Origin of the sequence: Actinoplanes sp. NPDC026619 (genome assembly GCF_040638295.1) — a bacterium.
GTDB lineage: Bacteria > Actinomycetota > Actinomycetes > Mycobacteriales > Micromonosporaceae > Actinoplanes.
The window spans coordinates 296437-315710 of the sequence record NZ_JBEZYA010000009.1; the positions used below are offsets into that span (position 1 = coordinate 296437).

22 protein-coding genes and 1 pseudogene are annotated in these 19274 nt (G+C 69.9%); 8 read left to right on the forward strand and 15 right to left on the reverse strand.

Annotated features, from left to right (window positions below):
- Positions 1-5: 5 nt before the first annotated feature.
- A complete protein-coding gene (locus AB0E90_RS21925; protein ID WP_360408347.1) occupies positions 6-494 on the reverse strand; it encodes a hypothetical protein in 489 nt (162 codons plus the stop codon).
- 232 nt (positions 495-726) lie between these two features.
- Between AB0E90_RS21925 and AB0E90_RS21930 the strand changes: the two genes are divergently transcribed.
- From AB0E90_RS21930 to AB0E90_RS21940, 3 genes are all read left to right on the forward strand, one after another.
- Positions 727-993, forward strand: coding sequence for a hypothetical protein (locus AB0E90_RS21930; RefSeq protein WP_360408350.1), 267 nt, complete (start codon positions 727-729; stop codon positions 991-993).
- A gap of 94 nt (positions 994-1087) precedes the next feature.
- Positions 1088-1450, forward strand: coding sequence for a DUF5130 family protein (locus AB0E90_RS21935; protein ID WP_360408508.1), 363 nt, complete (start codon positions 1088-1090; stop codon positions 1448-1450).
- Between the two features lie 132 nt (positions 1451-1582).
- Positions 1583-2227, forward strand: coding sequence for a Uma2 family endonuclease (locus AB0E90_RS21940; RefSeq protein ID WP_360408353.1), 645 nt, complete (start codon positions 1583-1585; stop codon positions 2225-2227).
- Here the strand turns inward: AB0E90_RS21940 and pepN are convergent.
- A complete protein-coding gene (pepN, locus tag AB0E90_RS21945) occupies positions 2144-4702 on the reverse strand; it encodes an aminopeptidase N (RefSeq protein ID WP_360408356.1) in 2559 nt (852 codons plus the stop codon). The genes AB0E90_RS21940 and pepN overlap by 84 nt on opposite strands.
- Before the next feature lie 391 nt (positions 4703-5093).
- Between pepN and AB0E90_RS21950 the strand changes: the two genes are divergently transcribed.
- Genes AB0E90_RS21950 through AB0E90_RS21960 form a run of 3 tightly spaced genes read left to right on the forward strand, consistent with a single transcriptional unit; the run spans position 5094 to position 7672 of the window.
- Positions 5094-6284 carry a DUF1015 family protein gene (locus AB0E90_RS21950; RefSeq protein ID WP_360408359.1) on the forward strand — a complete coding sequence of 397 codons (1191 nt, stop codon included), beginning with the start codon at positions 5094-5096 and terminating at the stop codon, positions 6282-6284.
- A 14-nt stretch (positions 6285-6298) separates the two neighbouring features.
- Positions 6299-7189, forward strand: coding sequence for an alpha/beta hydrolase (locus AB0E90_RS21955; protein ID WP_360408362.1), 891 nt, complete (start codon positions 6299-6301; stop codon positions 7187-7189).
- A gap of 12 nt (positions 7190-7201) precedes the next feature.
- The gene (locus AB0E90_RS21960; RefSeq protein ID WP_360408365.1) at positions 7202-7672 is read left to right on the forward strand and encodes a ribose-5-phosphate isomerase; all 471 of its coding nucleotides are present in this window, start codon (positions 7202-7204) and stop codon (positions 7670-7672) included.
- A gap of 114 nt (positions 7673-7786) precedes the next feature.
- On the opposite strand, the pseudogene AB0E90_RS21965 reads toward AB0E90_RS21960, so the two are convergent.
- Positions 7787-7969: pseudogene (locus tag AB0E90_RS21965) on the reverse strand (hypothetical protein); the annotation flags it as partial.
- A 473-nt stretch (positions 7970-8442) separates the two neighbouring features.
- Positions 8443-9666, reverse strand: coding sequence for a GNAT family N-acetyltransferase (locus AB0E90_RS21970; RefSeq protein ID WP_360408368.1), 1224 nt, complete (start codon positions 9664-9666; stop codon positions 8443-8445).
- 93 nt (positions 9667-9759) lie between these two features.
- Here AB0E90_RS21970 and AB0E90_RS21975 point away from each other — a divergent pair, with 93 nt between their 5' ends.
- Positions 9760-10344: a DNA-directed RNA polymerase II gene (locus AB0E90_RS21975; protein WP_360408371.1), complete on the forward strand. Its 585-nt coding sequence runs from the start codon at positions 9760-9762 to the stop codon at positions 10342-10344.
- Here AB0E90_RS21975 and AB0E90_RS21980 read toward each other — a convergent pair.
- From AB0E90_RS21980 to AB0E90_RS22025, 10 genes are all read right to left on the reverse strand, one after another.
- Positions 10337-10708, reverse strand: a complete 372-nt coding sequence (locus tag AB0E90_RS21980; RefSeq protein WP_360408374.1) for an AtzH-like domain-containing protein — start codon at positions 10706-10708, stop codon at positions 10337-10339. The genes AB0E90_RS21975 and AB0E90_RS21980 overlap by 8 nt on opposite strands.
- Before the next feature lie 63 nt (positions 10709-10771).
- Positions 10772-12391, reverse strand: a complete 1620-nt coding sequence (locus AB0E90_RS21985) for a regulator (RefSeq protein WP_360408377.1) — start codon at positions 12389-12391, stop codon at positions 10772-10774.
- 2 nt (positions 12392-12393) lie between these two features.
- A complete protein-coding gene (locus AB0E90_RS21990; RefSeq protein ID WP_360408380.1) occupies positions 12394-13059 on the reverse strand; it encodes a cysteine hydrolase in 666 nt (221 codons plus the stop codon).
- Positions 13060-13752, reverse strand: coding sequence for an isochorismatase family cysteine hydrolase (locus AB0E90_RS21995; protein WP_360408383.1), 693 nt, complete (start codon positions 13750-13752; stop codon positions 13060-13062). It lies immediately after the preceding gene.
- A 13-nt stretch (positions 13753-13765) separates the two neighbouring features.
- On the reverse strand, positions 13766-15046 hold the full coding sequence (gene atzF, locus AB0E90_RS22000) for an allophanate hydrolase (protein ID WP_360408386.1): 1281 nt from the start codon (positions 15044-15046) through the stop codon (positions 13766-13768).
- A 61-nt stretch (positions 15047-15107) separates the two neighbouring features.
- On the reverse strand, positions 15108-15743 hold the full coding sequence (locus AB0E90_RS22005) for a GntR family transcriptional regulator (protein ID WP_360408389.1): 636 nt from the start codon (positions 15741-15743) through the stop codon (positions 15108-15110).
- A gap of 207 nt (positions 15744-15950) precedes the next feature.
- Positions 15951-16457 carry an SRPBCC domain-containing protein gene (locus AB0E90_RS22010; protein ID WP_360408392.1) on the reverse strand — a complete coding sequence of 169 codons (507 nt, stop codon included), beginning with the start codon at positions 16455-16457 and terminating at the stop codon, positions 15951-15953.
- Positions 16454-16774, reverse strand: coding sequence for a metalloregulator ArsR/SmtB family transcription factor (locus AB0E90_RS22015; RefSeq protein ID WP_360408395.1), 321 nt, complete (start codon positions 16772-16774; stop codon positions 16454-16456). Before AB0E90_RS22015 ends, AB0E90_RS22010 begins: the two co-directional genes overlap by 4 nt.
- 52 nt (positions 16775-16826) lie before the next feature.
- Positions 16827-17198, reverse strand: coding sequence for a lipopolysaccharide assembly protein LapA domain-containing protein (locus AB0E90_RS22020; protein ID WP_360408398.1), 372 nt, complete (start codon positions 17196-17198; stop codon positions 16827-16829).
- A gap of 254 nt (positions 17199-17452) precedes the next feature.
- A complete protein-coding gene (locus tag AB0E90_RS22025; RefSeq protein ID WP_360408400.1) occupies positions 17453-17962 on the reverse strand; it encodes a hypothetical protein in 510 nt (169 codons plus the stop codon).
- Between the two features lie 87 nt (positions 17963-18049).
- Between AB0E90_RS22025 and AB0E90_RS22030 the strand changes: the two genes are divergently transcribed.
- Positions 18050-18796 carry an AraC family transcriptional regulator gene (locus tag AB0E90_RS22030; RefSeq protein WP_360408403.1) on the forward strand — a complete coding sequence of 249 codons (747 nt, stop codon included), beginning with the start codon at positions 18050-18052 and terminating at the stop codon, positions 18794-18796.
- Here the strand turns inward: AB0E90_RS22030 and AB0E90_RS22035 are convergent.
- The gene (locus AB0E90_RS22035; RefSeq protein ID WP_360408406.1) at positions 18793-19227 is read right to left on the reverse strand and encodes a MarR family transcriptional regulator; all 435 of its coding nucleotides are present in this window, start codon (positions 19225-19227) and stop codon (positions 18793-18795) included. The two genes, AB0E90_RS22030 and AB0E90_RS22035, sit on opposite strands and share 4 nt — an antisense overlap.
- Positions 19228-19274: the final 47 nt, after the last annotated feature.

The window sequence follows — 19274 nt, forward strand, 5'->3', positions numbered from 1 at the left end:
CGGTCTCAGCCGAAGCGGCGGCGTCGCAGGGTCACTATCCAGAGGGCTAAGCCGGCGCCGATGACGGCCAGCCCGGAGGCGATCAGGACGGGGGCGTTGCGGCCGGGGGCCATGCCGCCGCCACCGGTGGCCGGGCCGCGGGCCGGTTCGACCTTGGCGACCACGTGCAGCGTGGCCGAGGCGGTCTTGCCGTCCGGGCAGCTCAGGTCGATCTTGTAGTCACCCGGGCGGGTGCTCGACGAGATCCGCACGGTCGCGGTGAGCTGGCCGTAATCCGGGGACACGGTGACCTTGCCGAACAGTGCGGAGGAGACAGTGGCCGATTTGAGGTTGTCATCACACGAGGCGCGCAGTCCGACCTGGTCTCCGGCCGGCACCGTGCTGGGGTTGATCTCCAGATAGATGGCCGCCGCGTGGGCCGCGGGCGCCTCCAGGAACAGGACGAACAGGCCCATGAGCAGCGCCGACAGGGCGGCGGGGACGGACAGGCGCATGAGTTCCCCCTCCTGCCGTTCGCGAGCACGAGGGCACGAACGGCGCGTGAGGGTGATTTTCGCATCTCCATGCCATTACTGCGTAGATCCCGACGGCGGGATACTGCGGTTTCGACACCCGACGGTCCGGCACGACTCGCTCTCCGCTACCGTGACAGTTGTTCGGATCAACTGGGAATACAGGCGCCTGGGGGCGTTGAGGTTGTCGATATCAAGCACCGTTCTGGTCTTTGTGATCATCCCGGCGGGTGTCATCCTGCTGGTGGCTTCGCTCGTCTTCGCCGGCAGTGACCGCGGCCGGCGCACGCGTCGCTACCGCCCCGGCCGGCCGTACGACTTCCAGCCCACCTGGTTCCTGGCCTCGCCGGATCAGGTGACCGCGGCGGCCGTTCCCGGCCAGCACGGCGCCCAGGGGGCGATCGAGGCCGGAAACCTCGAGGACGTCAAGGGCATCCGCGTCCTGCCCGGCTCGACAGGAGGCGCAAGTGACAGTTGGTGACGTGCACGCGGAGCAGCCGCTGACCGCGCTGGAGAAGCCGGGCGGCGACACCCTCTCGGCCGCGCCGGAGCAGGCCCCGGGCGTTTCCGCCGAGCTGGCCGACGGTCCCTTCACGACCCGGCAACTGCTTCGCCTCGACGAGGCGTTGCGGGCGGCCGACCGGCAGACCGGCCTGACCTTCAGCGTCTACATCGGCGAGCTGGAGACCCCGGTCCGGGAGCACGCCGAGAAGCTGCAGAAGCAGATCGAGAACCACGACCACGTCGTGCTCATCGCGGTCTCGCCCAACCAGCGCAAGCTCGAGATCGTCACCGGCAACGAGGCGCGCAAGCGCATCTCGGACCGCGACGCGAAACTGGCCGGCCTGTCGATGGCCGCTGCCTTCGCCGGTGGTGACCTGGCCGGTGGAGTGCTTTCCGGGATCGACCAGCTGGCCTCGCACGCCGGCCGGCACTGACCGAGTCGTAACAGCGGAAAGAGGCCCCATCCGGGGCCTCTTTTTCGTGTGCCAAATCAACCGGAAACCGGGCGGCAACAACCGGCTGTTAGTAGGCTTGCACTCCGCGTACACCCCAAAGACGGAGGTGTGATGACGACGCAGGCTGTGAGCCCGCCGGTCCGCTGGAGTGCCCCCGACGGCGTCTGGACCGAGCCCGATCTCCACCTTTTCCCGCAGGACGGCCATCGTTACGAGATCGTCGACGGCTGCCTGCACGCCTCGCCCCCGCCGCCCGAGCCGCACGAGACGATCGTCCGTGCCCTCGTGACCGCCCTGCGCGCGGCCGCCCCGCCCGGCTGGTGGGTGTGCGCGCGGCTGGGCATAGCGATGGACAGCAGCAACCTGGTGCCGGATGTCACGGTGCTGCGGCCGCGGTCCTCCGGCGCGGTCTGGAGCGACCCGGCCGACGTCGCGCTGGTGGTCGAGGTGGAGACCGCGGCGACCCGGCGCTACGACCGCGTCCTCAAGCCCACGTTGTACGCGGAGGCCGGCATCAAGGCGTTCTGGCGGGTCGAGCCGGGCCGCGACGGCCCGGTCCTGCACACCTACGCCCTGGGCGCCGCCCGCTACCGTGCCGAGAACAGCATCGAGGGCGCCGAGCCGGTCAAGCTCGACGCCCCCTATCCGGTCCGATTGGCCCCGGCGACCTGGCTAACTTCCGGCGATGTCGCGGGCGCGAGCCTTCAGCGCCCGCACCACGCCGTCCCGGCCCTCGGCCACCAGCCGGCGCAGTGACGCCGGCTGGCCGTCCCGGGCCAGCCACGCGTCGGTCAGCGCCACCGTCTCCTCGCTGATCTGCAGGTACGGGTAACCCATCATGACAAACTCCTGGGCCGGCTCCGAGTCCGAGCGGGCCCACACGTCACCGACCACGTCGAAGAACTTCGTCGTGTACGGCGCGGTCAGCTCCACCTGCTTGACGCTGTGGAAGCCGGACAGCAGCGACCGGTTGAGCCAGTTCGGGATGTCCGACTCGCCGGTCAGCTGAGCCCACACCGCCGCCTTGTTCTCGGCGGTCGGGATGAGCGACCGGGCGATCGCCGCCTCCCGTTCGCCGCTGGCGGTGCGGTCGCCGTTCAGCTCGTCCTCGATGTCCTCGAGCGTCACCGAGCCGAGCGCCGCGAGAGCCTGCAGCAGGCTCCAGCGCAGCTCGGTGTCGACCACGAGACCGGCCGGGACCTCCTCGCCGGTCAGCCAGCCGCGCAGCAGGGACTGCTCGTTGTCGTCCCGGGCCGCGGTGATGAACGCGCGGGCCCAGCTGAGCTGCCAGCCGCTGCCGGCCTCGGCGTTGATCAGCTGGGTGCGGGCCAGCTCGGCCAGCTCGGCCCAGCCTTCCGGCTGCCAGGCCGAGTCGGCGTACTGCGCGACCGCGCTGCCCGCCTGCCGGGTCGTCCAGGTGGTCAGGTTGATGTCGGTCTCCCGGGGCAGGCCCGAGCAGACCAGGGTGATGTAGTCGCGGGCGGCCATCTCGGCGTCGCGCAGCATGTCCCAGGCCGCGTTCCAGACCAGCGCCCGGGCCAGCGACGAGTCGATGCCGCCGATGTGCTTGACCACGGCGGCCATCGACCGCTCGTCGAGGCGGATCTTCGTGTACGACAGGTCGTCGTCGTTGAGCAGCAGCACGTCGGCCGCGCGCACCCCGGTCAGCGCCGTGATCTCGGTGTGCTCGCCGGTGACGTCGATCTCGAGCAGGTCGCGGCGGACCAGCCGGTCGCCGTCGACGTCGTAGAGCCCGATCCCGATGCGGTGGGTGCGCAGCGTCGGGTAGTCGGCCGGGGCCTCCTGCTGCACGACCACGCTCGCGTAGGTGCCGTCGTCGGCCAGCTCCACGAGTGGGCGCAGCGTGTTGACCTGCGCCGTCTCCAGCCACTGGGCGGCGAACTTGCGCAGCTCCCGGCCGGAAGCGGACTCCAGCTCGGTGAGCAGGTCGTCGAAGGTGGCGTTGCTCCAGGCGTGCTTGGCGAAGTACGCCCGCAGGCCGGTGAGGAACGAGTCCTGACCGACGTAGGCGACCAGTTGCTTGATGACGCCGGCGCCCTTGGCGTACGTGATGCCGTCGAAGTTGACCTCGACGGCCTCCAGGTCGGGCATCTCGGTGTAGACCGGGTGCGTCGAGGACAGTTGGTCCTGGCGGTAGCCCCAGCTCTTGCGCACCGACAGGAACGTGGTCCAGGCGTCGGTGTAGCGGGTGGCCTCCGAGTTGCACCAGTGGCTGGCCCACTCGGCGAACGACTCGTTCAGCCACAGGTCGTTCCACCAGCGCATGGTGACGAGGTCGCCGAACCACATGTGGGCGAGCTCGTGCAGGATCGTGTTGGCCCGCTGTTCGTACTCGAAGTCGGTGACCTGCGAGCGGAAGATGTAGTGCGCCTCGGCGTGCGTGACGCAGCCGAAGTTCTCCATCGCGCCGGCGTTGAAGTCGGGCACCCAGAGCTGGTCGTACTTCGGCAGCGGGTACCGCGCGCCGAACTGCTCCTGGAAGAAGTCGAAGCCCTGCGTGGTGACCAGGTGCAGGTCGTCGACGTCGAGATATTGCGCCATCGAGGCCCGGCAGAAGTAACCCATGTCGATGCCGTCGTGGGTGAACCGCACCTCGTGGTAGGGCCCGGCGCAGATCGCGGTGATGTAGGTGCTCATCCGCTCCGACGTCCGGAAGTGCACGGTCTTGGCGCCCGGGCCGGCCTCGGCCACCGACTCCACCGGCATGTTGGAGATGGCCTTCCAGTGCTTCGGCACCGTCGCGTGCCAGGTGTAGACGCTCTTCAGGTCGGGCTGGTCGAAGCACGCGTAGACCCGCTGCGCGTCGGCCGTCTCGAACTGGCTGTAGAGGTAGATCTCCTTGTCCACCGGGTCGGGGCTGCGCTGCAGGCCCTGACCGCTCGCCGAGTAGGCGAAGTCGGCGTCGACCACCAGCTCGTTCTCGGCGGCCAGCCCGCGCAGGGTCAGGCCCCGCTCGGCGGAGAAGCCGGTCAGATCGAGCGGCTTGCCGTTCAGCGTGGCCGACCGCACCGACTGGGCGGCGGTCTCGATGAACGTGTCCGCGCCGGGCTCGATGCACCGGAATGTCACGACCGTGGTGGAGCGGAAGGTGCCGTCGCCCGGATTGCCATGCCCGTCGGTGAGATCCAACGCGATGTCGTATCCGGTCACCTCGAGCAGGCGGGCGCGATCGGCGGCCTCCACCTGGGTCAAGTTTCGAACTCCGGCCACAGCCACTCTCCTTAAGAGCGCATCAAGCTTTTCAACGCCAGACTATGCGGCCCGGCCCGGTCGAGGCGCACCCGGAGTGCAGCCTTCTCCGCCAAACGCACCACCGAGGCGGACTACCGGTCGTTGGATGGGGGTAGGAAGCCCACATGAACGACCGGAGGCAGGCAGATGTCCGAGACCGAGACGGTCGCGTCGTCGATCTTTGCGGTGCACCGCGGGGACTGGGCCAATCTGGCGCCCGAGATGGCGGCCATGGTGGCGCCTCCGGTGAGCGTTTCGGCGACGCCCCTGGAGCGTCCCGTCGGGGCGTGGCGAAAAGCACAGTTAGCCAGGTCACGCGGGAACATGCCGGTCGCCCGGCACCAACGTCCGACCAGGTAGGTTGCGCGCCATGACGACGGTCGTGCATTCGATCAGCCGGGCCTGGCTCACCACCGGGGCAACCGGCGCGCAGAACTACGACGAGTTCGCCGACGACGCCGAAATCACCGCCATCATCTCCGCCAACCCGCACAGCGCTCTCGCCGTCGAGATGCCGCACCTCGCGCCCGACAGCCTGGGCAAGTCCTTCACCGACTCGCTGCCCGACGCGGTGGCCCGGCTCGCGCTGGAGCGCGCCGAGGGCAGTTACGCCGAGGCCGAGCACGTCGTGGTGCTCTACCGCATCACCGCGCCCGGCGAGGCCCCCGCGTACGGCCTGTGGAGCATGGTCGACACCGACCAGATCTCCGCCAGCGCCGACGAGGCCGGCCTGGTCATCCGCAACGAAGAGGTCTTCATCGAGAAGGTTCGGGAGCGCGTCGCCCTGGCGGGTGCGCTCAGCACGCTTCTCTCGCCCGTGCTCCTGCTGCAGACCGCCAAGGGTGACGAGCTGCACGCGGCCCTCGCGGCCGCCACCGAGACCGCGGGCGACCCCGCCGCGACCGACACCGACCAGACCGGCCGCACCCACGCCATCTGGCCGATCGGGCCCGGCCCGCTGCAGGACGAGCTCACCGCGCTCGCCGGCGGCGGCGAACTGGTGGTGGCCGACGGCAACCACCGCAGCCTGGCCGCCCAGACCGGCCGCCTGCCGCGCTTCCTGGCCGTGGTCACCACCCCGGCCTCGGTCGCCATCCAGCCCTACAACCGGCTGGTCAGCGAGCTGCCGATGCCGCCCGACGACTTCCTGACCCGGCTGCGCAACAGCGGCGCCGAGGTGACCGAGCGGTCGAACGCGGTGGCCAAGGGCACGGTCGAGATCTACCTGGACGGCCGCACCTTCGCGGTGGTCCTGCCGGTCGACAAGAATCTGCCCGACGTGGAGAACCTCGACCATGCGCTGGTCGAGCGGGAGCTGCTCGGCGACGTGCTCGGCCTCGACCCGGGTGACAAGCGGATCTCCTACATCGGCGGTGACTATTCGGCGCAGTGGCTGCGTGGCGAGGTCGACGCGGGCCGTGCCGAGCTGGCCGTGCTGGTCGCGCCGGTCACGGTGGACGACTTCGTGGCGGTCAACCTGGAGCGGCAGAAGCTGCCCCGCAAGAGCACCTGGTTCACCCCGAAGGCGCGCGGCGGTCTCGTCCTGGCCCAGCTCGACTGATGTTGCATCCACAGGTGACGGCGGCGGACTCGATCCGCCGCCGGCCACCGGCCGATCTCGACGACCCCTACGAGCGGCTCGCGTTCGCCCGGGCGGCGATGGAGGAGTCGGTCGACCTGGAGTGCGGCCCGGCCCTCCCGCTGCCGGTGGTGGCCGACGTGGACGCGGACGGCGTCCCGTGCCGCCTCTACGCGACGAAACCGGATGCGCCGCTCTTCGTCTACGTGCACGGCGGCGGCTGGTGCTACGGCAGCATCAAGACGGTCGACCGGGTCTGTCGCCGGATAGCCGATAAATCTGGTGTTTCCGTTTTGTCGGTCGGCTACCGCCTGGCGCCCGAGCATGTCTTCCCGGCAGCGCTCGACGACGTCGAGACGGTCATCTCCTATGCCCGCAAGTCGGACCTAGGGGTGGATTCCACCCGGCTGGCGATCGGTGGCGACAGCGCCGGCGCCCAGCTGGCAACGATCGCGGCCCGAAGGCAGCGCGACGCGGCCACCCCGCTCGACTACCAGGTCCTGATCTATCCGGCGCTGGACCCGATGACCGCCTCGGAGTCCTACGCCGAACTCGGCGAATACGGCCTGGACCGCGCCTCGATGAAGCTGGCGTGGGAGACCTACGTCCCCGACCGGATGACCCGTTTCACCCCCGACGTGGCGATCTTCGCCACCCCCGACCTGGCCGGCATGCCACCCACACTGATCATCACGGCCGAATACGACGTGCTGCGCGACGAGGGCGCCGACTACGCCGACGCGCTGGTCGCCGCGAACGTCCCGGTGGTGCACACCCGCTACATGGGCGTCAATCACGGCTTCGCCCGCAAGCTCGCGGTGATCGACGCCGCACGCGCCGCGACCGACCAAGTCGCGTCCTCGCTGCGCAGCGCACTGACCTTCTGACAGACTCAGGACATGCGTGTCTACCTGGGTTCGGACCACGCCGGTTACGAACTGAAGATGCACCTCGTCAACTACTTGATCAAGCAGGGGCACGACGTCGTCGACGTGGGACCGCACGTCTACGACCCGGAGGATGATTACCCGGCCTTCTGCCTGCACACCGGGGCCAAGGTGGTCGCCGACGAGGGTTCACTCGGCATCGTCATCGGCGGCTCCGGCAACGGCGAGCAGATCGCCGCCAACAAGATCGACGGCGTCCGTGCGGCCCTGGTCTGGCGCACCGAGATCGCCCAGCTGGCCCGCCAGCACAACGACGCCAACGTCATCAGCATCGGCGCCCGCGAGCACACCCTCGACGAGGCCACCGAGTTCGTCGAGATGTTCCTGGCCACGCCGTTCTCCGGCAACCCGCGCCACGCCCGCCGCATCAGCCAGCTGACCGAGTGGGAAAAAACCGGCCAGCTGCCGGATCTGCCGTCCTGAAGACCTTTTGAAGTACGCCACGGGACGAGTCCCGTGGCGCACGGACAGCCGGGTGCGTGGCAAGCCCGCCACCCGGCTGCCGGCCCGGCCTGACCCGGCCCGCGGCCGACACCCCTAACGGTTCCGGGGCAGCTCCTCGCGGGGCACCCAATTGCGGCGGACGATCACCAGGTTGCGGTCGGCGTCCTCGAGCTGCTCGTCGCTCGACCGGGCCGCGTCCCGGGCACGCAGCGCCGCACCCACACTCACCTGCGACGACCCGGATCCCACCAGCCCGCGCAGGCCCCGCTCGGACTCCCGGTCGTCCCCGGCGGCGCCCGGCCCGTTCCCGCCCGGCTGCGGCCCACCGGCCGGCCGCCGGGGATAAGCCGCCCGGGACCGCTCGCCGCCGTCCGAGCCGTTTCCGGCGGGGCCGTTTCCGGCTGGGCCGTTTCCGGCTGGGCCGTTTCCGGCTGGGCCGTTTCCGGCTGGGCCGTTTCCGGCTGGGCCGTTTCCGGCTGGGCGGGGCCGCTCGGCGCCATCCGGCCGGTTGTCCGCAGCCGCCGGCCGGGGGCGGTCGATCAGGTCCGGGCGCGGGCGGTCCGAAGCCGCCGGCACCTCGTCGGGGTCGGCTACCGCGCTCGTTGCCGCGCTCCCGGCGGGCGGGACGGCGGGCGTGTCCGTCGCGGGCGGTCCGGCATCCGCCGGGGCGGACGACGAGGAGGGACGCACGCGGCGGCGTCGGCGTTCGGGCTCGGCCATGTCGCCGACGGTACCGCCGCGGGGGTCACTCAGAACACCTCGATGGGATTCGGCAGGCGCTCCCAGGCGAAGGCCTGCGCCGGGAAGTTGCCGCTCAGCCGTTGCACCCGGCCGGCCGCGTGCAGCCCGCCCAGCGTGGTGCCGCCGAGATAGACGGCGCCCAGCTCGGTGATCGAGCAGGCCAGGTCGGCCGGGTCGGTGGTGCGCACGCAGGTGGCCTTGTCGGCGCCGGCGGTCAGGCGCCAGCGCCCGCTGTTCGACGTGATCAGCGGGTCGGTCACCTCGATCACGACGTCGAACGGGGTCAGGTAGCGCCGGGCCTCCAGCGCGGCCGGCAGGTCGACCAGGCGGATCCACAGGGCGTCGCCGTAGCCCCGGCCGAGCCGGCGCGGCTCGTCGACCAGGTATTGCAGCGGCTCGTCGAGTGCGGCGAAGTCGTAGGTGGCGCTGCGGGCCAGGTCGATGCCGAACAGGAAGCGCCAGAGCTCCGCATAGACCCCGGGGTCGTCGGCGACGATCTCGGTGACCCGGACCTGGGCATTGGGGCCCCAGTCGTCCCAGTCGTCCTTGATCCGCCACATCGCGTACCCCTCGGGGCCGTCGGGGCCTTCGAAGAGCACACCCTTGCGGGTGGTGGCGCCGTCACGCCAGGCCGATGGGTCCCAGACACGGCGGTCCCACCACGCGCCGGGGCGGCTCGACCACCCGATCCGGCGGGGGCGGGCCCGTTCGTACACCTTCTTGAGTTCTTCGACGGCCTCGGCCGGCTCGACGAGCCGCAGCCGTCCCCGCGGGGCCGGCGCGGCGGGAGTGATGCGCACCTCCCGGGTCATCGCGTTGAGCTGGAGCCGGGTCGCCGCCGGACCGTAACCGAAGCGCGGGTAGATCGTGGTCTCGCTGGCCCAGAGCACCGCGAGCGACTCGCGGCCGGCCTCGGCGATCTCGGTCAGCTGCCGGTGCATCATCGCGGTGAGCAGGCCGCGTCGGCGATGGGTGGGCAGCACGCCGACGCCGGTCACGTGCGCGGCCGGAAGGACCGCGCCCGGTACGGTGAGATCTCGGGTCAGCGCGGTCGTGTGCCCGACAACCGTGCCGTCGTCGTCGGCGACCAGGGACCGCTCCGGTTCGAACAGGCGGCGGTCGAGCTCGCGGGCCTCGTCGTCGAGGTCGTGGTGGAAGACATAGCCCTCGATGCCGACGATCGCGGAGTGGTCGTCAGCGGTGGCCTGACGCAGGCGCACGGAATCGTCCATGCGCATCTGTGTAACGGACCGAGCGCACTACGGCGAACGATTTGTTGGCTCGCTACTCTCGTTGTGGGGGCCGGAACGAAGAGGGGGATCCGTATGCCGGAGCAACCGCAGTGGTCTGAGCGGACGCTCGACATGCCACCACAGGATCCGTGGGCCGACCAACCCACGGCGCCGGGCACTGTGCCGACACCGCCACCGCCGGCCGACCCGGCGCCGTTCAGCCGGGGCCGCGCGCAGGTCAACCCGCAGCCGCACCACACGCAGCGCTACGCCGAGCACGAGCCGACCGGCATCGGCTGGCCGGGCGCCGAGGCGCCGGGTGCGCCGCACGGCATGACCTGGCGCTGGAGCGAACTGCGCCGCGGCAGCGAGTGGACCACCGCGGCGGTGCTGTTCGCGTTCGTCTGCTGGGGCATCTGGGCGTTGTCCGGCGGCGGTCCGCTCGGCACCCCGCTGATCGTGTTCGCGGTCACCCTGGCCGTCGCCGTGGGCGTGTTCTGCCTGGCCCGCGTCGTCGGCTACGTGGTGCTGGAGCGCCAGTTCGGCCGCCGGCGCCGCACCGCCCGCGGCTCGCACCTGGTCACCGCGCTGTTCCTGGCCGGCGTCGGCGTCGCCGACCTGCAGCAGACCCAATGGGTGATGGACGCCTACCACTGGGTGGCCGGTCAGATCAGCTGAGCGGCTCGGAGACGTGGGCGTGCACGATGCGCCAGCCTTCGGGCAACCGCACCCAGGTCTGTGACTGACGGCCGAGCACGTCGCTGCCGGGATAACCGAACAGGGTCGTCACGATCGCGGTGCTCACGCCGTACGCCTGGATGTCGGTGTCCTTGAGACGACGGCCCGGCGGCAGGTCGCCCTGCGCATGCCGCCACTCGGCCTGTTCCTCGAGGCCGGTCTGCTGGTCGGCGATGCCGTAGCGGAGGGCGCGGGGTGCGAAGAAGCTGAGGATGCCCTCGACGTCGTTGGCGACGAGGGCGCGTTCGTAGGCCTCGAAAGCGGCGCCGACCTCGGCGATGACGTCCGGCCGATCGATCTCCACGCTCGTTCCCCTCTGTTGCAACGGGTGCGGCGGCCCGGCACTGAGCCGGGCCGCCGCGGGACGTCAGGCCTTGGCCGGCACCGGGACGCCGCCTTCCGGCGCCTCGGTGAAGGTGTTGCCTTCGAACTCCTCGGCGAGGAGCTTCAGTTCTTCGGCGTCGGGTTCGCGCGGCGCCGGCTTGGTGAGCGCGAACAGCACGCAGACCACGGCGAGGAACAGGTACCCGAGGGTGACCTGGCCGTTCGCGTTCCACTGCACCTTCGCGGCGTGGATCAGGCCGACGAAGGTGAGCACCGCGCCCGAGCCCGCGAAGATCGCCGCGTGCCAGAACCGTTTGTCGATGATGAACGCGACGATCGCGCCGAGCACCAGACCGGCCAGGATGGCGCCCTCGCCGAGCGTTTTCAGGCCGTCGTAGACGACACCGGCGCCGGCCAGCGCGTCCGTGCCGACCTGCGCGGCCGAGGTGCCGGCCGCCGACAGCGCGTTGTCCATCATGCCGGTGACCCACTGGGCGATGTTCGGCACGAGCGCGGCCACCACCGCCGCCGCGTGCGCCCGTGGGGTGGCCTGGAACGCCTGGGCGCCGATCAGCAGGCCGATGTAGAGCAGGATCGGCACGATCGCCGCAGTCGGGAAGATCGCGCCGAGCAGGCCGAACAGACCGAAGAAGCAGAGCAGCGCGATGACCACGCCGGTCGCCATCGAGTAGCCGGTGCGGCCGCCCGCCGCCTTCCAGCCGGGGTGGCCGACGTAGACGGCCGGCGGGAACGGCGAACCGAGGCAGGAGCCGATGACCGCGCCCGCGCCGTCGGCCAGGAGCACGCTGCGCAGGTTGTAGCGGTCGCCGGCGGTGGCGGCGCTCTCCACGTTGGTCATCGCCTCGGTGAAGTTGTAAACGCCCAGCGGGATGGCGGTGGCCAGCAGCGGGGCCATGTCCTTGAGGCCGTCGATCAGCAGGTCGAACTTGAGGTGCGGGAAGGCGAACGCGATGTCCTTCGCGGCGGCGGTCACGTCGGGCGCGCTCATCGCCCCGCCGATCCAGCCGATCGCGGTGCCGATCAGCAGCGCGGCCAGGCCGATCGGGAAGTTGAAGGGCAGCTTGATGTCGGTGAGCAGGCCGATCAGCAGCAGGGCGAAGACCGGCAGGGCGATCCAGGCGGCCTTGAACATGTTGCCGGCCGGGTTCATCGAGATGAACGTGATCGAGATGCCGGCCAGGGTGCCGAGCATCGCCGCCTTGGGGGCGTACTTGCGGATGTACGGTCCGACGAACGCGCCGATCAGCACGATGACGCCGATGATGAAGGCCCAGGCGATGCCCGCGGTCCACGCCTGGATCGGGTCCTTGGTCCGCAGGTAGATCGGCAGCATGATCACGAAGATCACGATGAACATGTGCGGGACGCTCGGCCCGTACGGCATGGCCGTGACGTTGGTGCGGTTCTCCTTGGCGGCGAGCCGCCGGGCCAGGTACGTGTAGTAGATGTTGCCGGCGACCAGGGCGATGCCGAGCGCGGGGAGAACGATGCCGAAGACGTCGCCGGGCGGCATCTTGATGACGCCGATGCACAGGCCGGTGAGGGTGAGGACGTTGACCAGGACGTTGACGCCGAAGCCGAAGAAGGCGTTCGTGTCTCCGCGAACCCAATACGGCAGCTTGGCGGCCGTTTCTGTGCTCATATCTACTCCTGAATAGCGGCGATCACTGCGGGGGATTCGGCGACCCAGCCGAAGATGCCGCCCTGGGCGGCGATCATCTTGAGGCCGACCTGCTGAAATTCGGGGAAGTAGGAGCCGACGCAGTCGGCCGGGACGAGGCACTCGTAGCCGCGGTCGTTCGCCTCACGGACCGTGGTGTGCACACACACCTCGGTCGTGACCCCCGTAACGATCAGCGACTTGATCCCGTCCTTTTCCAGAATGTCGGACAATTCGGTCGCATAGAACGCGCCCTTGCCCGGTTTGTCGATGACCGTCTCGCCCTCGATCGGCTGGAGCTCGTCGACGATGTCGTGGCCGTATTCGCCGCGGATCAGGATGCGACCGAAGGCCCCCGGGTCGCCGATGCGCATGCTCGGCGCGCCGCGGCTCAGCTTCGCCGGGGGGCAGTCGGACAGATCGGGTTTGTGGCCCTCGCGGGTGTGGATGATCGGCAGACCGGCCGTGCGCCAGGCCGCCATCAGCGCGGCGAGCGGCTCGATCGTCTTCTGCAGCTGAGAGACGTCGTTGCCGAGGCTCTCGCCGAAGCCGCCGGGGAGAAGGAAGTCGCGCTGCATGTCGATGACGACGAGCGCGGTGCTGTCCGGATCAAAGGAGAAGGGCCCGGGCTGGGCGTCCACTGTAGGCATTCAAACCTCCGTAGCCGCGATCACGTCGTCCGATGTGGAGACGCAGCCGAAGACGCCGCCCTGCATGGTGACCATGTGCAGCGCCGCGGTGTGGTTGGACGGATCGGTGGCCCCCGTGCAGTCGCTGAGGATCAGGCACTCGTAACCGCGGTCATTGGCCTCCCGCATGGTGGTGTGCACGCAGACGTCCGTCGTGATGCCGGTGAGGATGATGTGGGTGATGCCGTGCGTGCGCAGCACCAGATCCAGGTTGGTGGCATAGAAAGCGCCCTTGCCCGGTTTGTCGATGACGACCTCGCCGGCCACCGGCGCCACCTCGGGGACGATCTCCCAGCCCGGCTCGCCGTGCACCAGGATCCGGCCGCACGGTCCGTCACTGCCGATCTCGGCCCCGATCTGCGCCGACCGCCACCGCTTGTTCGGCGGCAGGTCGGACAGGTCCGGGTCGTGGCCTTCGCGGGTGTGGATGACGAGCATGCCCAGGCCACGGACGTGGTCGAGCAGCTTGGCGGTGGCCGGCAGCCCGGCCCGGGTCAGCTCGATGTCGTAACCCATCGAGTCGACGTAGCCGCCCTTGCCACAGAAGTCGACCTGCCAGTCGATGCAGATCAGCGCGGTCTTCGATACGGGAACCGCCCCGTCGTAGGGCCACATGTACGGGTTGGCCTGAACCGGCCCGATCATCGCGGTCATCAGTTCGCTCCTCTCATCCGGTAGTTCCGCCGGCCGCCGCCGGCGGTGATGTCCTGGGCGGTGCCGTGCTGTCGTTGACGGTCAGGGAACGGGCGAAGAGCATCAGGGTCTCGTCGCTGAACGCCGGGCCGAACAGGGTCAGCGAGGCGGGCCGGCCGTCGGCGGTGAATCCGTTCGGCACGGTCACGGCGGCCATGTCCAGCAGGTTCGCGAACTGCGTGTACCGGCCGAGGTTGAGGTTGCGGCCGATCGGATCCTCGGCGATCTCCGCATGCGTGTAGGTGGTCCCGATCGTCGGCAGCACCAGCACGTCGGTCTTCTGCCAGATCCAGTCGGCGGCCATCCGCAGCTCCCGCAGACGGTGCTGCGCGCGGAAGGCGTCGGCGGCGCTGAAGGCGTACCCCGTCTCGAGAATGCGCCGGGTGACCGGCAGGACCGAGTCGGGGTGGGTTTTCAGGAAGTCGTCGAGGTCGGCCAGGCGCTCGGCCACCCAGGGGCCGCGATAGAGCAGGTCACCTGCCTCGAGCAGCGGTCCGATGTCGACGGTGACGTCGCCGGTGAACCTTGCGAACGCCTTCTCCTGCCCGGCATCACCGAAAAAATCGAGGCTTTCCGGTACGCCTACCCGAGGCGCCGAGATCAACGGCCTTCTTCCGGTACGGGACCAGGGGTCCCCGGCAACGGGGCCGGCGGCCGTGCGCATCACCCGGTCGGCGGTCCCGAGATCGGGGGCGAAGACCGAGACGCAGTCGAGGGACCGGCAGGCCGGCACCACCCCGAGCGTGCTGAGCAGGCCGCGGGTCGGCTTGATCCCGACGATGCCGTTGAGGGCAGCCGGCACCCGCCCGGAGCCGGCGGTGTCGGTGCCGAGGGCGAACCGCACCGCGCCGTTGGCCACCGCGACCGCGCTTCCCGAGCTGGATCCGCCCGAGATCAGCCCGCCGCCGAAGACGCTTTCCGGCGAGCCGTAGGGGGAGCGGGCCCCGGTCAGCCCGGTGGCGAACTGGTCCAGGTTGGTCTTGCCGACCGCGATCGCGCCGGCGTCGAGCAGGCGCTGGACGACCGGGGCGTTGCGTTCCGGCCGGTAGGCGAAGTCCGGGCAGGCGGCCGTAGTGGGCAGCCCGGCGACGTCGATGTTGTCCTTGACCGCGAACGGCACCCCGGCGAGAGGCCGGGCCGGATCGATCTCGTCGGCGCGGGCGTGCAGCTCAGCGGCGGTGAAGGAGCTGATCCAGACCCCGTCACCATCGCTCAGCCGGGCGAGCGTTTCCTCGACGACCTCGTGTACGTCCACATCGTCGATTGTCGACAATCCTGTTTCGTTCTTCGCCCGGTCTTGTAACGCGGCGGTTTCGCTACGTCAGATAGGTGCGCGCCCCATGGTCGGTCAGCGCGCTGACGACGCCGTCGGCGTCACCCGCCTCGACCGCCGCGAACAGCCGCTCGTGCCGCAGCACGCCGTCCTCGGCCCGCGCGGTCTCCGCCTCCCGGCGCATGTTGACCGCCATGTACAGCTGGATCCGCACCAGGACCGACTCGTACAGGCCGGCCAGTTGCTTGTTGCCGCCGATCCGCACCACCTCGGTGTGGAAGCGGCGATGCGCGTTGGCCAGCTCCAGGCGGTCGTCCGCCTCGGTCGCCTTGCGCATCACCTCGAGCGCGGCCCGCAAGCCGGTCAGATCGGGATGCTTCGGCATGGCAGCCACCGCGTGCCGCTCCAGAACGTCGCGGACCTCGTAGAGCTCGCGCACGTCTTCGTCGGAGAGGGTCGCCACCCGGGCGCCGCGGCGCGGGATGTGCTCGACCAGCCCTTGCTGGGCCAGGAGCCGCATGGCCTCGCGCAACGGGGCCCGGCTGATGCCCAGGCGCCGGGTCAGCTGCTCCTCGACGAGTCGCTCGCCGGGATCGGATCGTCCGCTCAGGATGTCCCGCCGCAGCCGGTCGACGGCAAGCTCGACGAGGCTGTACGTCTCCAGCTCTTCGTCGCTCACCCTTGGTAGTGTGCCAGCCCGGTGGAAATGGCTAGTCGACGCCTTCCTCGTTTTCGTTTTTGTCCTTCCGGCGGCGCAGGTTCGGCCAGAAGGCCGCCACGATCATGGCAGCGCCGATCACTATGAGTGAGGTCCAGAGCCAGGTCATCCGCCGGACCTTACCGGCCCGGCTCCGCAACGCCTGCGGGCCGGACCGGTAAAGCTGCGTCATCCGGTGAAGTTCTTACCCGTTTCGACCAGCGTCTTCAGGTCGCTGAGGATCCACGCCCAGCCACCACCGGCTCCGCTGTCCTCGGTGCCCGCCACCATCGCGGCGGTCGCCGGAGCGCCGGTCAGCTCGTGCGTGACGGTCAGCTTGCACACGCCCGGTTGCATCTTCGCGTCCTCGATCTCGTAGGTGAGAGTCGTGAACGGCTCGGCCGCGGTCGTCGGGTCCATCAGCATCCGCCAGGTCTGCACCAGCCGCCGCGGCGGATCGGCCTCGAGCACCTTGCCGTCGACGATCGTGTCCGGCACCTCGAACCCGCCGGCCTTGCCGAACTGCTTCATCTCGTCGGTCGCCGCCTGCCGGAACGAGCCGCCCTGGTGCAACTCGTAGTAACCGGGCGACTCGTACGCATACCGCGAGTTCCACTCCGGATCGGTGATCGCCGCCCAGATCCGCTCCGGTGTCGCCTTGATCCAGACCCGGTAGACCTGCGTTGCCTCGCTCATGGTTCTTCCTCCAGCGCGTGCTTGAGATCGATGAGAGTCGTGACGTGGTGCTCGGTGTACTTGTCGATCCATCGGTCGTGGATCAGCCGGATCGGCACGGGGTTGAGGAAGTGCAGCTTCTCCCGGCCCGATCGGCGGGTCACGACGAGACCGGCTTCCTCGAGCAGCTTGAGGTGCTTGGCGACGCCGAAGCGCGTCATCGCGAGCTCGGACTCGAGCTCGGTGAGGGTGCGCCCGTCGCGCTCGAAGAGCAGATCGAGCAGAAACCGGCGGCTCGGGTCGGCCAGCGCCTTGAACACCCGGTCGTCGTCGTCCATGACGCCAAGTTATGAGACCAAAAGGTCACATGTCAAGGGCTCTCGTCCCGCTTCAGTGGTCGCGGCGCATCATGCGGCGTAGTTGGACGATGCGTGCGGCGCCGGCGGCCACCGCGATGATCGCTCCGCCCACGCCGGCGATGAGCAGCGCCAATGCGGTCGGGATCTGTCCGTCCAGCCAGAGGAAGTGGACGTCGACGGGCGCCGTGTTCTGCCCGATGAAGATGATCAGCAGGATCACCACGACGATCCCGGCCCACACGCCGACCCAGGCGGCCCGCACCCGGGTGAACGGCTGCCGGACTCCGGGCGGCGGCGCAATCTCCCCGCCTGTTCCGTCCACGGGCAGGGGCAGATCGGCGGGTGTGGTCGGGGGCTGGGGCGGCAGTTCTCGCTCCGGCCGCTCCTCCGGAGACAGCGTCATGGATGCTGATTGCCCTGTGTGACGACTTGCTAATCCCGGGTCAGATTTAAGGACCCGCTAATAGACGCGCATCGAAGGTGGGCGTTACGTTGGCGGCCGGATTACTGGAAACCTTCAAGATTGGAAGTGCTCCCGGATCCGCCGGCACGCCCCACCAGAGGGGGCGCCAGAAACTCACCGGCGTCGGAGTTCTTCCTCTTCGCCGGTGTTGAATCGGCACAGCGCCGGGTGGCGGCCCGGCGCTGTGCCCCAACTCAATCGCGCCGGCGAGCCAGCATCTCCTGGCTGACGCGCCAGGTCTCCCCGTGGTCGTCGGACACCAGGCCCACCCACCGGAAGCTCTCCGCAGTGACGTCGGTGAACAGCCACCGGATCGGCCGCCCGTCCGGCTGCGTGCCCTCCTGGAAGATGCCGCCGTCGTCCCCGGCCCGGCCGGTCAGCTTGAAGGCCGTCCCGCGCCCGGAGAACCAGACGATCGCCCAGCTCTTGGCGCCCGGGTCGTAGTGCCGCACGGTGCTGCCGGTGATCCGCTGCGGATAGCCGTCCGCCCCCGGCGTGGTGAACCACATGACGTCCTGCACGGTGTGCCCGCCGAGCGTCCAGCCGAACGTCCACACCACCGTCCCGTTGACCCACTCGTCCCGCTCCTCGACGAAGTACCGGTTGGTCACGTCCCAGGTCCCGACCAGCCGCCCGTAGAGGTCCATCTCCTGCTCGTGCCCCACCCAGGGTCCACTTGCGACAAGCTCCTCAGCCAAAGTCATGCCACCAGCCTGGGGCCGCAACCCCGCCCCGGTCTTGAACGTTCTTGCCGTCCTCGAACTGTCGTACCCCCGGCCTACCGTGAACCGGTGCTCGACCACAGCGTCCTCGTGGAGACGTCCTTCGCCCGCGTAGCTGCCGTCCGCTGTCCCGGGTTTTCGCGCGCGGGTTGGGGTCCCGAGGAACAGGTCGGCGCCGCCTCTCTGGTCCTCGTCCGCCGGGGCGTCTTTCTCCGCGTCGCCGACGGGCGCTCGTCCGTGGCCGACGTGACCGCCGGTTATCTCCAGCGCCCGGGGGAGACCCAGCGGATGGCTCACCCCCAAGGCCCCGACGTCTGTACGTCGATAGCCGTCGCCGGCGACCTGGCCGACCGTTTCGCCCACGCCGGCACTGAACTGCGTGTCTCCCCGGTCGCCGACCTGCTCCATCGCAGGATGGTGTCCGCGGCTGCGCCGGACCGCGCCGATCTCACCGCCGAGCTGATCGATGCCCTTCTCCCGGCCGACCCGGGCCGGTCGGGGCCGCCCGCGGCGATCGACGAGGTCCGCACCCGGCTGCACACCGACCCGGCCCACGATCTGGCGTCGCTGGCCGCGGCCGTCGGCTGGTCTCCCTGGCACCTGTCGCGCATGTTCCGGCGCGCGACCGGCTGCACGCTGAGCACCTACCGCCGGCGCCTGCGCGTTCGCGCCGCCCTGGACGAGTTGCCGGACGCCCCGGACCTCGCCGATCTGGCCGTCCGCACGGGCTTCGCCGATCAGGCGCACATGACCCGCTCGATCCGGCAGGAGACCGGCCGCACGCCCGCGGTTCTCACCCGCGAGCTGCGGTCCTAGCGCGACTGATTCACGTTCTCGGCCATCGTCGTCAGGATGCCCGGCAGCGCAGCCCTGATCTCGGGCGACAGCCCGGCCACGGTCTCGTCGGCGAGCCCGCGCCAGAGCTGCTTGATCTGCTCGACCAGGGCTCGGCCGCTGTCGGTGAGCTCGACGATGCTGGCGCGCCGGTCGCCGGGGGAGGCCGTCCGGCGGATCTGGCCGGAGGCCTCGAGTTTGCGGGTCATGAGCGTGATGCTGGGCGGCTCGCAGCCGAGCGCCTCGCTGAGCTGCGCCTGGATCCGCGGACCGGACCGGTCCAGCTCGAGCAGCAGTGCCTCCTGGCCGGGGTGCAGGCCGAGCGGCGTGAGCAGCGTCGCGGCCCGCGCGCGATGGCTCAGGCTCAGCAGCCGGATGGCCTGATTGAGGGCGCCGGCGTGCTCGAAGTCCATGACCGCTCCCTTGACGAAATTAGTTATGCACATAACTATTATGCGCA